Origin of the sequence: Burkholderia sp. BCC1988, from assembly GCF_905339895.1 — a bacterium.
GTDB lineage: Bacteria > Pseudomonadota > Gammaproteobacteria > Burkholderiales > Burkholderiaceae > Burkholderia.
On sequence record NZ_CAJPHA010000008.1, the window covers coordinates 141,232 to 156,103 of the forward strand.

Below are 14,872 nucleotides of genomic sequence, written 5' to 3' on the forward strand. Positions count from 1 at the left end.
CGGTTCGTCCGGGCTCCGGCGTCTCCCGCCGGCACGGCCCGTCGTCATTGGAATCGGTGCCGGACGATTATAGCCCCGGCCCTCGGCCGACCGACCGGCTCGACGCCAAATGACGCTAAAATATGCGTCTTTCCGGCTCAACGCTGCACACAACCCGCAGCACCTCACCGCTTCCAGGAGAATCCTATGTCAATGGCCGACCGCGACGGCAAGATCTGGATGGACGGCAAGCTGATCGACTGGCGCGACGCCAAGATCCACGTCCTGACCCATACGCTGCACTACGGCATGGGCGTCTTCGAGGGCGTGCGTGCGTACAAGACGGCCGACGGCAGCACCGCGATCTTCCGTCTGCGCGAGCACACCAAACGTCTGCTGAATTCGGCGAAGATCTTCCAGATGGACGTGCCGTTCGACCGGGAAACGCTCGAAGCCGCGCAGCTCGAAGTCGTGCGCGAGAACAAGCTCGAGTCGTGCTACCTGCGCCCGATCATCTGGGTCGGCTCGGAAAAGCTCGGCGTGTCGGCGAAGGGCAACACGATCCACGTCGCGATCGCCGCATGGCCGTGGGGCGCGTACCTCGGCGAGGAAGGCCTCGCGAAGGGCATCCGCGTGAAGACATCGTCGTTCACGCGCCACCACGTGAACGTGTCGATGGTGCGCGCGAAGGCGTCGGGCTGGTACGTGAACTCGATCCTCGCGAACCAGGAAGCGACCGCCGACGGCTACGACGAAGCGCTGCTGCTCGACGTCGACGGCTACGTGTCGGAAGGCTCCGGCGAGAACTTCTTCCTGGTGAACAACGGCAAGCTGTACACGCCCGACCTGTCGTCGTGCCTCGACGGCATCACGCGCGACACGGTCATCACGCTCGCGAAGGACGCCGGCATCGAGGTGATCGAGAAGCGCATCACGCGCGACGAGGTCTACACGGCCGACGAGGCGTTCTTCACGGGCACGGCCGCCGAAGTCACGCCGATCCGCGAACTCGACAACCGCACGATCGGCAGCGGCGCGCGCGGCCCGGTCACGGAAAAGCTCCAGTCGGCGTTTTTCGATATCGTGTCGGGCAAGAACGCGAAGTACGCGCACTGGCTGACGAAGGTCTGAGCGCGCTGCGCCACCGACCGCCCCACAAAAGAGTGATAAGAGAAAGTCTCATGAGCGAAATCAAGGAAATGCCGCTGGTCGAGCTGACGGCCAAGGATCTCCCCGCCTACTGCCCGAACCCGGCCATGGCGCGCTGGAGCGCGCACCCGCGCGTGTTCATCGACGTGTCGCACGGCGAGGCGCGCTGCCCGTACTGCGGCACGCGCTACAAGCTGCGCGACGGCGAGGTGGTCAAGGGCCACTGAGCCCCGGCCGGCCGGGCCCGCGGGCCCGCCGCACGCAAGGCGGCGCAGCCGGAATCCCGGCGCGCCGCCCTTTTCCTGTTCTGACAACCCGAACGCGGTGCCTGTGCGCCGTGCTTCATTACGACATCGGAAGTCGACCTGATGCGTCGAGCGCTGGTTATCGCACCGAACTGGATCGGTGACGCATTGATGGCGCAGCCGCTTTTTGCGCTGCTGAAGAAGCTCCATCCCCGCATCGCGATCGATGCCGTCGCGCCCACCTGGGTCGCGCCCGTGCTCGAGCGGATGCCCGAGATCCACGATGTCTACGCGACCGACCTCGCGCACGGCAAGCTGCAGCTGCTGCGCCGCTGGCAGCTCGCGAGCGACCTGCGCGACGTCGGCTACGACGCGGCGTACGTGCTGCCGAATTCGCTGAAGTCCGCGGTGATCCCGTGGCTCGCGAACATCCCGCTGCGGATCGGCTACACGGGCGAGCACCGCTACGGCCTGCTGAACGTGCGGCACGCGAACCCGGACAAGTCGGCCGAGCGAGCGCCGATGACGACCCACTACGCGGCGCTCGCGTATGCGCCGGGCGCGAAGCTGCCCGAGTCGATGAAGACGCTGCCCGCGCCGCGCCTCGACGCCGACCTGAACGAGACGGCGCGCGTGTCCGCGCGTTTCAATCTCGATACGCGCAAGCCGCTCGTCGTGTTCTGCCCCGGCGCGGAATATGGCCCGGCCAAGCGCTGGCCGCCCGAGCATTTCGCGACGCTCGCGACGATCGTCCACCAGTCGTTCCCGTACACGCAGATCGTCGCGCTCGGCTCGCAGAAGGATGCCGCCGCCGCGCAGGCGATCGCCGACCACGCGCCGAACGTGCGCAACCTGTGCGGGCAGACGTCGCTGTCCGAGGCATGCGCGCTGATCGCGCGCGCGAACGCGGTCGTGACCAACGATTCGGGGCTGATGCACGTCGCGGCCGCCTTGCGCCGGCCGCTCGTCGCGCTGTACGGATCGACCGATCCGCGCCACACTCCTCCGCTGTCTGACCTGGCGAAGGTACAATGGCTGCATCTCGAATGCAGTCCCTGCTTCGAACGCGAGTGCCCGCTCGGCCATCTGAAGTGCCTGCGCGAACTCGGTCCCGAGCAGGTATTCGGCGATTTGCGCGGCATGCTCGTCGGGCAGCGCTGACCCTGGCCGGCAGCGTCGCACGACGCGCCGGGCAATCCGATTCACCGGTGTACGGCGGCTCCATCCGGGCCGCCGTGCTGAATACGGCGCGCGACGCGCGCGAGAGATAACCCCGATGCCACGTTTTGCCCGCCTTTTCGAAGCCGCTGCCGATACGCTGAACGCCTACTACCAGGCCGTCGCCGATGCCAATCTCGACGCGCTGCTGGGGTTGTGGATCGACGAGGACTTCGCCAGCTGCGTCTGGGCCGACGGCGAGCATCTGCACGGCCTCGACCAGATCCGCAGCGGGCTGGCCAACCGGCTCGCGACGCGCCCCGTGACGATCGAACCGCTCGACATCCGCGTATACGACAGCCTCGGCACCGTCGTCTACACGATCGCCGAAGCGCATCAGCAGGCCGACCTGACGGCCGAACCCGACATGGTTTTCGCCACGTACGTGATGATTCACGAACGCGGCGAGTGGCGCATCGCGCATATTCACGCGAGCCCGATTCCCGAACAAGCGGCCGGACAATTCGCCGCGAAGATCCGTCACGGGCAGGGTCCGCTGCACTGACGAAGAACGAAGCAACGCATTAGCGGGGCGATCATGAGTACGGCTTCTCCGCCCACCTCGCCGCTGACCGGGGCCCCGGCCCCCGACGACGATTCACTGCGCTATCGCGCACCGCGCTGGCTGCCGAACAGCCATGCCCAAACCATCGTGCCCGCGCTGTTCGCACGGCGTCCGGCGGTCGCGTACCGACGCGAGCGATGGGAAACCCCCGACCACGACTTCATCGATCTCGACTGGGTCGCGCATCTCGACAGTGCCGCGCCGCCGCCCGACGCGCCGCTGTTCGTGCTGTTCCACGGCCTCGAAGGCAGTTCCGGCTCGCACTACGCGCTGGCAATGATGGCCGCCGCGCGCGCGAAGGGCTGGCACGCGGTCGTCCCGCACTTTCGCAGCTGCAGCGGCGAGCTCAACCGGCAGCCGCGCTTCTACCATCTCGCCGACAGCGCCGAGGTCGACTGGATCCTGCGCCGGCTCGCCGCGCGGCATCGCGGGCCGATCGTCGCGGCCGGCGTGTCGCTCGGCGGCAACGTGCTGCTGCGCTGGCTCGGCGAGCACCGCAGCGACACGTCGATCGTGCACGCGGCCGCCGCGATCTCGACGCCGATCGACGTGCACGCGGGCGGCCGCGCGCTGTCGCAGGGCTTCGCGATGGTCTATACGCGCAGCTTCCTGAAGACGCTGAAACGCAAGGCGCTCGCGAAGCTCGACCAGTATCCGGGGCTGTTCGACCGCGACGCGATGCTGCGGGCCGTGACGATGCGCGACTTCGACGAAGTCGTGACCGCACCGCTGCACGGCTTCGCGGACGCCGACGACTACTGGACCCAGGCCACGACGCGCCCGCTGCTGCCCGCGATCGACGTGCCCACCCTGATCCTCAACGCCCGCAACGATCCGTTCCTGCCCGAATCCGCGCTGCCGAGCGCCGCCGACGTGTCGCCGGCCGTCGAGCTCGACCAGCCGGCGGACGGCGGCCATGCGGGATTCATGACCGGGCCGTTCCCCGGCCGTCTCGACTGGCTGTCGGCGCGGGTGTTCGGCTATTGCTCGAAATTCGTCGACCATGGATGACATCGTCAGGCAGGCCCTCGCCAAGTGGCCGAACGTGCCGCACTGCACCGGCTGGCTGCTGCTCGACCGGCGCGGCGAATGGCGGCTGCGCGACGACGCCGCGCAGGCCGCCGGCGAGCTCGGCTCGCCGGTCCGGCATGCGGCGCTGAACGCGTTCATCGGGCGCAACTACGAATGCGATGCGCACGGCCAGTGGTTCTTCCAGAACGGGCCGCAACGCGTGTACGTCGAGCTCGCCTATACGCCGTGGGTCGTGCGCCTGGCCGAGCGCGACGGGAAGCTCACGCTGGCCGACCAGACCGGCGCGCCGTTCGAGCCGGACGCCGCGTGGCTCGACGATGCGGGCGGCGTGCTGTTTCGCGCGCCCGGCACGCCGCCGCGCATCGCGGCGCTGCACGACCACGACCTCGGCCTGTTCGCCGATCACGCGGACCTCGACGCGACGCCGCCCGTGCTGCGCTGGCGCGACGGGCACACGCTGCCGCTCGGCAGTCTCGCCCGTGCCGACGTGCCGGCGACGTTCGGCTTCGTCGCGAGTCCCGCGCAGCGGGCGCACGATACGTCGGGCGCGCCGAACGGCGGCAGCACCGGAAGCTGAAGCGCAACCGCCCTGCCCGCCTGACGGCCGTCATCCGCGGCCGTTCTTCTCGTCCTCGCGCTCTTCCTTGTAGCGCGCCTCGAATTCCAGCAGCCGCGCGCCGATCATCGACTGGTCGTAGAACGAGACGTCCTTCGCGTCGCGCGCCTCCTTCAGCTGGCGAATCGCCGACGGCCACGCGCCGTCGAGCGCCAGCTTCTCCGCGAGCGCGCGGCGCCGCGCGAGCACGTCGCCACGGCCGTCGCTCGCCTTCGCGAGGTAATCCCACCAGTCCGGCTGCTCGGGGTCCGCCCGCGTCTGGGTGCGCGCGAGCGCCTGCGCGTCGGCGAAGCGGCGCGCGGCGATCAGCGCCTGCAGGTGCGCGACGATCGCCGCATGCGACGCCGGCCAGCGCCGCTGCGCGAGCGCCGCGAGCCGCACCGCGTCGTCGGTCCGTCCCGCGCGGCGGGCGATGTCGGCCGCAAGCACGTCGAGGCTCGGCGAACTCGTCGCCGGATCGTCCGCGCGCCGCTCGCGCGCGTCGAACGCGGCGCGCGCCGACGCGAGCGCCTTGTCGGCCGCATCGTACTGGCCGAGCAGCGTGTTCGCGAGCGCGATCCCGTACGCGTTCGCCGCGACGTTCGGTGCCGTCCGATCGTCGAGCTCGAGCTGCATCCGGCGCGCCTCGGCCGCGATGTCGTTCGGCGCGCGGTTCTGCAGAATGCGCAACCGCGCGCGCACGAAGCCATATTCGGCCGACTGGTGCGGCTGCCGATACGGCGCGCGGCGTGCGCGATCCTCCATGTCGGCGATCCGCTCGCCCGTCAGCGGGTGCGTGCGCGCATAGGCCGGCACGCCCGCGTCGCCCATCGACGTGCGCTCGAGCCGTTCGAAGAAGCCCGGCATCCCGTACGGGTCGTAGCCGGCACCGGCGAGCAGTTGGAATCCGACGCGGTCGGCTTCGCGCTCGGCCGACCGCGAGAAACGCAGCTGGTTGTCGACCGCATAGGCCTGCCCGCCCATCGCGATCGCGCTGCCGAGATCGCCGCTGCGCGCGAGCACGCCTGCCAGCACGCCGAGCAGCATCGTCGCGAGCGCGGTGTAGCCGGTCTTCTCGTTCGCGCCGATCATCCGCGCGATGTGCCGCTGCAGCACGTGGCCCATCTCGTGGCCGACCACCGATGCGAGTTCGGATTCCGTCTGCGTCGTGACGACCAGCCCGCTGTTGATGCCGATGAAGCCGCCCGGCATCGAGAACGCATTGATCTGCGGATCGCGCACCGGGAACAGTTCGAAGTCCGGCATGTAGCCGCCGATGTAGCGCGCCGCCGCAGCCGCCGCGAGCCGCTTCGCGATCGCGTTCAGGTAATCGCGTGCGAGCCAGTCGTCGAGATAGTCCGGATCGCGCCGCACCTCCCGCATCACGCGCTCGCCGAGACGGCGTTCGGCCTGCGGCGTGAGCGAACCGCCGGAGCCGTCGCCGAGGTCGGGCAGCTCCAGCGTGCGCAGCGGTGCGCGCAGGCTCGCGCCGGGCGCGGACGCGCCGTCGGCGCCGGCAAACCGGCTTTCCGCGCCGCCGTAGGTGCCGAACACGCCGGTCGCGATGCCCGACGGCACCGTGGAGATCGACGGCGAGGCGCCGGTCGCCGGCTCGAGCGGCAGCGTGGAGGTGCGCTGTGCATGGCCGCTCGGCGGCAGCACGAGCGCCGCCGACAGCAGCACGGCAAGCAACTGTTTGACACGCATGGCAGGATGAAAGCGACGCCGCCTCGCGCGCCGGGCGCGCATTGCGGCGTGTGGTCTGAATATTCGGGTCATTGTACCGGCGACCTCGCAACTGTCCCGTGCGGCAAGTGCGCCATCTGCGCGCCCGGTGCCGCGAAGGCCACTGCTATGATAGGCGCCCGTTGAAACGTTGGATCGGATCGGGGTGCGGATACGGGATTCGGCGCCCCGGCCGGTCACGAAGCAGGATCGGGTGACGTGCTCGCGCGCGCACGCCGTTCCACTGGAGCAAGACATGTCAGGACTGACCCATTTCGACGCTGCCGGCCACGCACACATGGTCGACGTCGGCGGCAAGCAGGAAACGCAACGCATCGCGATCGCGCGCGGCACGATCCGGATGCTGCCGGCGACCTTCGCGCTGATCCGCGACGGCAAGGCGAAGAAAGGCGACGTGCTCGGCGTTGCGCGCATCGCCGCGATCCAGGGCGCGAAGCGCACCGCCGACCTCATTCCGCTGTGTCACCCGCTCGCGCTGACGCGCGTGGCCGTCGACTTCGAACTCGACGATGCGCTGCCGGGCGTGCACTGCGTCGCGCAGGTCGAGACGTTCGGGCGGACCGGCGTCGAGATGGAAGCGCTGACGGCCGTGCAGGTCGGGTTGCTCACCGTGTACGACATGTGCAAGGCGGTGGATCGCGGGATGGTGATCACCGAGGTGAGCGTGCGGGAAAAGCGCGGCGGGAAGTCGGGGGACTGGAAGGCGGAGGATGTCGCGGGCTGAGCGGCCCGGGCCTGGTCGATCCGGCCTGAACCACCCACGCCCGACCATTGCCCGACCGGATGACGTGCACGCCCTGCCCCGTCAGGCCGACGCGCCGATCGCATTTGAAATGTCGTTGAAAGGCAAATTCGAGATAGCTGGCGTTTATCTCATACAATTGACGGATTCCGCACGGGAGAGCGTGCGACCCAGCACAAAAAAAGCGAGCACGGGTGATGAATTCGCAAGCATTGAGAAACGCACGGCTGGCCGGGCCGATCCAGGACGAACGACTCGTCCAGCTAGAGACGCCGCTCGGCCCTGACGTCCTGCTGCCCCATCGCGTCAAGGGACGCTCCCGGCTCGGGCGTCATTTCGAGTTCACCGTCGACGCCGTGTCGGTGTCCGACGACATCGAGCTCAAGAAGCTGATCGCGCAGCCCGTCACGCTGCGAATCCAGCAGGCCGACAAGTCGTACGCGCCGCACCACGGGTACGTGCACGCTGCCCGCCGGCTCGGGTCGGACAGCGGCCTCACGCACTACCAGATCGTCTTCGCGTCGTTCCTGCACTTCCTGAAGTTCCGCCGCGACCAGCGCATCTGGCAGGACAAACCCGCCGACGAGATCATCGCCGACGTCCTGAACCAGCACCCGCAAGCCAGGGGCAGCTTCGACTTCAGGCTCTACCAGCCGCTGCCGTCCCGCTCGTTCTGCATGCAATACGAGGACGACTGGAACTTCGTGCACCGCCTGCTGGAATCGGAAGGCCTGTACGGTTTCTGGGAGCAGGCGCAAGACGGCAAGTCGCACACGCTCGTCGTCGTCGACCGGATCGACGCGCTGCCCGCGCTGTCGCCGCCGACCGTGCGCTTTCATCACGCCGGCGCACGCGACGAGGCCGACACGCTCGTCCAGTTCTCCGGCACGCGCACGCTGCGCAGCGTCGAGCGTACGACGCGCACGTTCGACTACAAGCAGCCGCCCACCGCGTCGAATCCGAAGGCGACTCATCTGCCGACGATCGCGAACCAGGGCGACCTGCCGCAGCAGCTCGAAGTCTACGAATACACCGGCGCCTACACGTACCCCGAACAGTCTCGCGGCGACCATCTGTCGAAGCTCTGGATGGAGCAGCAGGAGTCGCTTGCGAAGCGTTTTCACGGCATCGGCGGCGTCCGGCGCATGGATGCGGGACGCACGTTCGAGCTCGCCGATCACCCCGAACACGACAAGGACGACGCGGGCCAGCGCCGCTTCGCGGTGATCGAGACGGCCTGGCTGATCGCCAACAACCTGCCCGTCGCCGACCGACAGGCCGCGTTCCCGCACAGCCTGCAGGCCGACATCGGCGCGCTCGTGCGGGCCGACGTCGCGGACCTGTCGTACGTCCGGCATCCGGACGGCAGCGAGGGTATTTTCCAGGTCAACATCGAGGCGCAGCGCACGACGGTGCCGTTCCGCAGCCCGTTCGAGCACGCGAAACCACCGATGCACCTGCAATCCGCGATCGTCGTCGCACCGCAGGGCGAAGAAGTCCACACCGACGCGCTCAACCGGGTCAAGGTTCGATTCCATTGGGACCGCCTGAACGACGGCGACGAGAAGGCGTCGTGCTGGCTGCGTGCCACGGCATCGGATTCCGGAAACGGCTATGGCGCCGTTCATCCGCATCGCAGCGGCGAGGAAGTGCTGGTCGACTTCCTCGGCGGCGACTGCGATCGTCCGATCATCGTCGGCAAGGTCTACAACGGTGCGACGAGCCCGCAATGGCACAGCAACGGCATCCTGTCCGGTTACCGGTCGAAGGAATATGCGGGTGCCGGCTACAACCAGCTGGTGCTCGACGACGCGACGTCGCAGAACCGCGCACACCTGTACAGCAGCCAGGCCAACACGCACCTGCACCTGGGCTACCTGATCGACCACACGGGCAACGATCGCGGCGGCTATCTCGGCAGCGGCTTCGACCTGCGCTCGGATGCATACGGCGCGGTGCGCGCGAGCCGCGGGCTGTACGTCACGACGCACCCGAAGCAGCCGGCAAGCCAGCCGCTCGACGTGAAGGAAACGCAACAGCAGCTCGTCCGCGCGGAAGGCCTGATGGAAGCGATGTCGGAGGTCAGCGCGCAGCATCAGGGGGAGTCGCTCGACCCCGGCCACACGGCGCTGAAGCAGTTCAGCGATGCGACGCAGAACAGCGTGAGCGGCAGCACCGCGGGCGGCAGGACCGCCGGCGGCGGCACCGGCACGGCCAACGCGTTCAAGGAGCCCGTGATGCTGTTCGGCAGCCCGGCCGGCATCGCGCTGTCGACGCAGCAGTCCGTGCAGTTCGCCGCGGACCGGCACGTCAACCTCGTCAGCGGACAAAGCATGCACGTCGCGGCCGGCAAGTCGCTGATCGCGAGCGTCCTCGACCGGATCAGCCTGTTCGCGCAGAACGCAGGCATGAAGCTGTTCGCCGGCAAGGGCAAGGTGGAAATCCAGGCGCAGGCGGACAACATCGAACTGACCGCGCAGAAGGCGCTGAAACTGGTGGCGGCCACGCAGTCGATCGAAGGCGCGGCAGCGAAGGAAATCCTGCTGACTTCCGGCGGCGCCTACATCCGCATCGCGGACGGCAACATCGAGGTGCACGCGCCCGGCAAGATCGACATCAAGGGTGCGCAGCACCTGTTCAACGGCCCCACGCACCTGTCGCAAACCATGCCGACGCTGCCGAACTCGAGCGGCAACTACGACCAGGCGTTCATCGCGCACTGGGCCGGCACCGACATTCCGGTCGCGAATACGCGATACCAGATGTTCTCGAACGGCACGCTGATCTCGGAAGGCGTCACCAACGCGGCAGGCGAGACCGGGCTCACGCAGAGCCACGTGCCGCACGACGTCGTCGTCAAGTTCTTGGGGAAATCGAATGGCTGACGTGCAACAGAAGGACAACGTGCTGGGTACCGGCGCGGGGATGCTGACGCCGACGGGGTACAAGGATCGGCCGAAGGTGGCGATCAATATCTGCGACAAGCATGTGACGCCGGCACCGAAATGGATCGTCGGCACATGTCCGTTCTACTATCGGCCACTTCACGGGGCCTATATGGAGACGGTCGAGAAGGTCAGCATGTCGAGCATCTGGTCGACCATCAAGGGTTTCGCGCTGTCGTGGGATCCGTGGACCGACTCGAACGTGGCGCACCGACTCCTGCACCGGCGCGAGGAACTGATCAAGATAGACAGCACGAATTCCGACTGGTCTCGTCACGGCAACTTCATGATGCGTCACGTCGGATGCGGACATAAGCCGCCGGATTACTACATCAGCTACGGCTACTACTATTGCTCCGACTATGGCAAGAATCTTTACCCTCGACTCAGCCCCCAGGGAAAAGCGTGGTTGAACAAAGCGCGAAAACTGCTTCAGGTCAACATGGAAGACGGCCTGAATCAAAACATGGTGGGCAACACGATCCAGATGGCCAGCCCGACGCCAGGAAACGGTAGCGTCGATATGACGTGGCCACAGTTCGAGTTGGAAATGGACACCGAAAAGTTCAAGGAATTCGCATTCAAGACGCACCCGATGGCCTACCTCGACGGCGGCTTGGCGGATCTGCCGATCATGGATCTCGTCAGGATCGGAATGCGCCCGAACATTCAGGAATGGGGCGACGGAAGAACGTGGGGACAGGCGCGCGACTCGGCCATCCCCGTTCTGAGGAACAAGGCCGAGGAATGGGACGTCGATGATCCGGTCGGCAAGGCACTCGGAAGACTGCTGGTGAAGTGATATGCGAAAAAGCAAACGATGGCTTTTGATCGCGGGATGCGTTCTTGTTCTGCCGATCGCTATTTACGGATATACGGAAATGACTTCAGGGTGGGAAACGGTATCGACCGAATTCATGCGCAACGACAAGCCGTACGGCGCAGGCGCATTTCGCGTACAGCGCAACGACTTCATGTCGTTGAAGGTTGCAAGACCGGAACTCACGTTCAAGCCGGAAAGCGAGCAGAAGAACCCGGACGTCGCGGAGTTCGCCGAACCGTGGATGGACGATTCAAACGAGCGGCTGAACCGGTCCACCGTCAGTTTCCTGCGCGGCACGCTGGGCGGCAGCGTCGTGCGCTACTTCCAGCAACCGGGCCAGACCGCGTCATGGTGGTACTCGCCCGACTGGCGGGTCCTGTACGTCAGTACCGGCTGGATGGACTACAAGGCACCTCGCCCCGACGACGGCGCGGTCCTTCAGACTACGAGGCTTTGGAAATCGAGCGACGGCGGCCAGCACTGGTCCCAACTCCAATGGCCTGCGGATCACAACATCGGCCGATTGCTGTTCATCGATGCCCAGCGTGGTTACGCGATCGGCTGGGGACCGCGCGTCTGGCGAACGACAGACGGCGGCCAATCGTGGCAGGAAATCAAGGCGCCTCCGGGCGCAATCATCCCAGGCAAGCCGCGCAGATCATTCGATGGAGTCGCCCTCGGCCCGGACGGTACATTGCGCGTCGCCTATCTGGCCAACGAGCCCGGTTATCCGCAACCGACCAGCATCGTCAGCAGGCTCGACTGGGATCAGCCGGACTTCGCCCATGAAGCCGAGCTACCCGGCCACGTCGTCGGCCTCGAAGCACCGCCAGCACCGTATCGAGACTACCCGCTGTATGTGCTGTCACGCGCGGCCAATGCATCCGGCGACAACCGCGATACAGGAGGCATTTCGACCTGGACCAGCGAGCATCCTGATCGCATCCGGCAGTTGCACACGTTCGAGGACCGCTTGACGCTCAACGGGCTGAGTGTCGGGCGCAACGGCGTTCTGCTTGTTCACGCAACCGATCCAAACACCGCAAACGGCGGCGGCTCGCCCATCGACCTGACCATCAGCAGCACCGATGCCGGCAAGACCTGGCAGCAAACCACCGACAAGGCCTCGCAGGGCGGTTACTTCGACCCGGAAACGAATACGCTCTATTCGGTGTTCGCCTACACGCTGCGGAAACGACAATTCTGATCGCCGCCTGGCACGCGTGCCGCGGGCCGCGTCCGCAGAATCGGATAACGCCCGCGGCACAACCGGCCTCATGCCCTCTCCGTCGACTTCAATGCGCAATCGATCCCGGCTGAAGCGGCTGGCCGCCATCACGATCGGCAGCATCGTACTGATTCTGCTGTACGAAAACACCGGCCCCCGATGGCAAACCGTTTCGTCGCAGATCACATGGCCCGACCCGCCGACAGGCATCGGTGATTTCTACATCACCGGCAACGAAATCATGTCGCTCACGGTCGCCGATCCCGTGGTGGCGCTGAAGCCTGCCGACGAGTGGAAGAATCCGACGGTTGCCGAGCCCACCGAAGCATGGATGAACAACGCGGGAGAAACCCTCAATCGGCGGACCGCGAATTTCTTCCGCGGCACGCTCGATCGCGGACTGCAGCGCAGCTTGCAAGCGCCCGGCCAACACATCGCGTGGTGGCATTCGCGAGACGGTCATGTCCACTTGATCAGTGCCGGCTGGATGAGCTACACATCGCCGCGTCGCGCGGACGACCTCAACCCGCAGCAAACCCGTGTCTGGAAATCGCTCGATGGCGGCCGCCGCTGGTCGCAGCTCGAATGGCCCGAGCACGAAGATATCGATCAGCTCCTCTTCATCGACGCGCAGCGCGGCTACGCGATCGGCCGGGGCCCGGCCGTCCGGCGAACATCCGACGGCGGCGACTCCTGGCAGCGGATTGCACTACCGCCGAATGCAGTCGTCCCCGGTCTGCCCCCGCGCAACTTCGAAGCGGTGAACCTCGGCCCCGACGGCACCCTGCGAGTGGCTTACCATGTCGATCGGTCGGCGACGGCCCCCGCTCGCAGCGTCGTATATCGGCTCGCGCCGGATCAGCAGACGTTCGTTCCCGACGCCGTCCTGCCGAACCAGACCGTCACCCGACTCGCGTCAACACCGGCCACGACCGGCGGTTACACGCTTTACGCGCTGTCCCTCCTCGACAACGGGAGCGGTGACGATACTGCGCCGGACGGCGCACACCGGACCGGCGTGCTTTCGACGTGGGCGGCCACGCACCCCGAGCGCGTCCGGCAAGTGACCACGTTTGACAGGAAGCTCATCGTGAGCGACCTCGACGTGGGCCGCGACGGCCTGTTGCTCGTCTATGCGACCGATCCCGGGCAGGCAACCGACGATCCACCGGTCCCCCTGATGGTCAGCAGCATTGACGCAGGCAGGACCTGGAAACAGAAGGTCGACGAGATCGTCCATAACAGCCGGTACTTCGATCAGGATACGAACACGCTCTATTCGCTGCTCGATGAAAGACTGGAGAAGCTGTCGTTCCCTGTCCGAAATGCCACGGCCTCACAGGACTGAATCCCCTCGCTACGCCCGGAGACTCCATTCGATGAACAACTCGATACATCGCGCCGCACTCGCGCTGTGCGTTGTCGTATCGCCCGTCGCCTTCGCCGCTAGCCCCTGCCCCGCCGCCGACACAGCCGCGCGCGCCGCCGTCGACGCGCAACACCGCGTGCAGCAAGTGCGTAATCCGCAAGGCGACGGCGGTGGCACCGTCGACGTGTCGCCGCCCTTGCGCGATGCGCTTCGCGCGTACAAGCAGGCGCTCGTCGGCGCGATCGACGCGCGGCTCGCGTGCAGCGGTGAACTCGTTGAACCGGCGGCGCTGAAACGCGCGCTCGCGGCAACGCTCGGCGTACCCGCCCAACCCGCCCAGCCGAAAACCGGCGAATCGGCGTTCGGCCGCAACGCGGACGTCGACGTCGCGCGCGACGGCACGTCCCGTCCGCTGCTCTTCGTGCGCGCCGGCTTCGACATCGCGTGCGGCGACGATAACCTGCTCACCGCGTACGCGTGGGAAAACGGCGGCTGGCGGCGCGTGCTGCGCTGGCAAGCCGACGACTACAAGGACATCGGCGGCGCCTACGGCGGCGGTTTCTGGTTCGGTGCGTTGCCCGGCGGCCAGGTGGCGATCGTCCATGGCACGCCGTGGTGCTCGTCGCGCTGGAGCCGGTTCGGCGCGGACGTGGTCGCGCCAGCCAACGGCACGGCCGCGCAACGCACGCTGTTCCATACGGATCACGGCTACGTGCTCGACGACGACGCGCTCCGCTTCAAGGTGCGCCCCGACGGCTTCGAGATGCGCACGACGGTCGGCTCGCGCGACAGCGACGTGATGACGCGGCCGGGCATCTTCCGCTACCGCGTCGACGGCGACACCGTGCAGCGCGTGCAGCCCGTCGCGCTCAACGGACGCGATTTCGTCGACGAATGGCTGAACGTGGACGATGCGCTCGCGCGCGAGTGGAGCGAACCGGCGGCCGCTGCGGTGGCGCTGAAGGCCCGGCAAGCGTTCAATGCCGAAAGCAAGGCGCCCGATGTCGGGTTCGCGTACGGTCCGGTACGCGGCTGCTCGGACGGCAAGGATCGCTTCCAGGTCGAACTGGACCTGACCGGCAAGGATGGAAACACGGTGGCGCGGCGCTACGCGCTGATCCGCCAGGAGCGCAACGGGTTCACGATGCTCGGGCTACGCAACGCGGCCGCCCCGGCTTGCCATGGCGCAAACCTGATGCCGCGGCACTGAACCGCAGCGGCATGGCGGCACCGGAG

Annotated in this window: 13 protein-coding genes; 12 read left to right on the plus strand and 1 reads right to left on the minus strand. The window is 67.1% G+C overall.

Annotated features, from left to right (window positions below; translation table 11 throughout):
* Nucleotides 1-186 precede the first annotated feature (186 nt).
* The 6 genes from U4012_RS13750 to U4012_RS13775 all read left to right on the plus strand — a co-directional run bounded on the left by U4012_RS13750 (nt 187) and on the right by U4012_RS13775 (nt 4,765).
* On the plus strand, nt 187-1,110 hold the full coding sequence (locus U4012_RS13750) for a branched-chain amino acid transaminase (protein WP_047898927.1): 924 nt from the start codon (nt 187-189) through the stop codon (nt 1,108-1,110).
* Between the two features lie 50 nt (nt 1,111-1,160).
* A complete protein-coding gene (locus U4012_RS13755; RefSeq protein ID WP_006749970.1) occupies nt 1,161-1,355 on the plus strand; it encodes a zinc-finger domain-containing protein in 195 nt (64 codons plus the stop codon).
* A 141-nt stretch (nt 1,356-1,496) separates the two neighbouring features.
* A complete protein-coding gene (waaF, locus tag U4012_RS13760) occupies nt 1,497-2,534 on the plus strand; it encodes a lipopolysaccharide heptosyltransferase II (RefSeq protein WP_044844509.1) in 1,038 nt (345 codons plus the stop codon).
* A gap of 115 nt (nt 2,535-2,649) precedes the next feature.
* Nucleotides 2,650-3,096 carry a nuclear transport factor 2 family protein gene (locus U4012_RS13765; RefSeq protein ID WP_006749968.1) on the plus strand — a complete coding sequence of 149 codons (447 nt, stop codon included), beginning with the start codon at nt 2,650-2,652 and terminating at the stop codon, nt 3,094-3,096.
* Between the two features lie 33 nt (nt 3,097-3,129).
* On the plus strand, nt 3,130-4,167 hold the full coding sequence (locus U4012_RS13770) for a hydrolase (RefSeq protein ID WP_044844510.1): 1,038 nt from the start codon (nt 3,130-3,132) through the stop codon (nt 4,165-4,167).
* The gene (locus tag U4012_RS13775; protein ID WP_321799222.1) at nt 4,160-4,765 is read left to right on the plus strand and encodes a DUF2946 family protein; all 606 of its coding nucleotides are present in this window, start codon (nt 4,160-4,162) and stop codon (nt 4,763-4,765) included. The genes U4012_RS13770 and U4012_RS13775 overlap by 8 nt, the downstream gene beginning before the upstream one ends.
* 30 nt (nt 4,766-4,795) lie before the next feature.
* Here the strand turns inward: U4012_RS13775 and U4012_RS13780 are convergent, their stop codons facing one another.
* A complete protein-coding gene (locus U4012_RS13780; RefSeq protein WP_321799224.1) occupies nt 4,796-6,490 on the minus strand; it encodes a M48 family metalloprotease in 1,695 nt (564 codons plus the stop codon).
* Nucleotides 6,491-6,764: 274 nt separating this feature from the next.
* Here U4012_RS13780 and moaC point away from each other — a divergent pair, with 274 nt between their 5' ends.
* The 6 genes from moaC to U4012_RS13810 all read left to right on the plus strand — a co-directional run bounded on the left by moaC (nt 6,765) and on the right by U4012_RS13810 (nt 14,846).
* Entirely contained in the window at nt 6,765-7,253 is a 489-nt protein-coding gene (gene moaC, locus U4012_RS13785; RefSeq protein ID WP_044844513.1) for a cyclic pyranopterin monophosphate synthase MoaC, read from the plus strand.
* Nucleotides 7,254-7,468: 215 nt separating this feature from the next.
* A complete protein-coding gene (locus U4012_RS13790) occupies nt 7,469-10,156 on the plus strand; it encodes a type VI secretion system Vgr family protein (protein ID WP_321799227.1) in 2,688 nt (895 codons plus the stop codon).
* Entirely contained in the window at nt 10,149-11,018 is an 870-nt protein-coding gene (locus tag U4012_RS13795; RefSeq protein ID WP_124521085.1) for a hypothetical protein, read from the plus strand. The genes U4012_RS13790 and U4012_RS13795 overlap by 8 nt, the downstream gene beginning before the upstream one ends.
* Before the next feature lie 79 nt (nt 11,019-11,097).
* Nucleotides 11,098-12,246, plus strand: a complete 1,149-nt coding sequence (locus U4012_RS13800; protein ID WP_321799428.1) for a glycosyl hydrolase — start codon at nt 11,098-11,100, stop codon at nt 12,244-12,246.
* Nucleotides 12,247-12,316: 70 nt separating this feature from the next.
* Nucleotides 12,317-13,615 (plus strand): glycosyl hydrolase, encoded by a 1,299-nt coding sequence (locus U4012_RS13805; RefSeq protein ID WP_321799231.1) that lies wholly within the window; start codon nt 12,317-12,319, stop codon nt 13,613-13,615.
* 31 nt (nt 13,616-13,646) lie between these two features.
* Nucleotides 13,647-14,846, plus strand: coding sequence for a hypothetical protein (locus U4012_RS13810; RefSeq protein WP_321799232.1), 1,200 nt, complete (start codon nt 13,647-13,649; stop codon nt 14,844-14,846).
* The last annotated feature ends 26 nt before the right edge of the window (nt 14,847-14,872 follow it).

Bases quoted from the DNA above. Each gene is read 5' to 3' on its own strand.
- waaF (WP_044844509.1), top strand. From the start codon at position 1,497: ATGCGTCGAGCGCTGGTTATCGCACCGAACTGGATCGGTGACGCATTG.
- U4012_RS13810 (WP_321799232.1), top strand. From the start codon at position 13,647: ATGAACAACTCGATACATCGCGCCGCACTCGCGCTGTGCGTTGTCGTA.
- U4012_RS13775 (WP_321799222.1), top strand. From the start codon at position 4,160: ATGGATGACATCGTCAGGCAGGCCCTCGCCAAGTGGCCGAACGTGCCG.
- U4012_RS13800 (WP_321799428.1), top strand. From the start codon at position 11,098: ATGACTTCAGGGTGGGAAACGGTATCGACCGAATTCATGCGCAACGAC.
- U4012_RS13795 (WP_124521085.1), top strand. From the start codon at position 10,149: ATGGCTGACGTGCAACAGAAGGACAACGTGCTGGGTACCGGCGCGGGG.
- U4012_RS13780 (WP_321799224.1), bottom strand. From the start codon at position 6,490: ATGCGTGTCAAACAGTTGCTTGCCGTGCTGCTGTCGGCGGCGCTCGTG.
- U4012_RS13790 (WP_321799227.1), top strand. From the start codon at position 7,469: ATGAATTCGCAAGCATTGAGAAACGCACGGCTGGCCGGGCCGATCCAG.
- U4012_RS13755 (WP_006749970.1), top strand. From the start codon at position 1,161: ATGAGCGAAATCAAGGAAATGCCGCTGGTCGAGCTGACGGCCAAGGAT.
- U4012_RS13750 (WP_047898927.1), top strand. From the start codon at position 187: ATGTCAATGGCCGACCGCGACGGCAAGATCTGGATGGACGGCAAGCTG.
- U4012_RS13765 (WP_006749968.1), top strand. From the start codon at position 2,650: ATGCCACGTTTTGCCCGCCTTTTCGAAGCCGCTGCCGATACGCTGAAC.
- U4012_RS13770 (WP_044844510.1), top strand. From the start codon at position 3,130: ATGAGTACGGCTTCTCCGCCCACCTCGCCGCTGACCGGGGCCCCGGCC.
- moaC (WP_044844513.1), top strand. From the start codon at position 6,765: ATGTCAGGACTGACCCATTTCGACGCTGCCGGCCACGCACACATGGTC.
- U4012_RS13805 (WP_321799231.1), top strand. From the start codon at position 12,317: ATGCCCTCTCCGTCGACTTCAATGCGCAATCGATCCCGGCTGAAGCGG.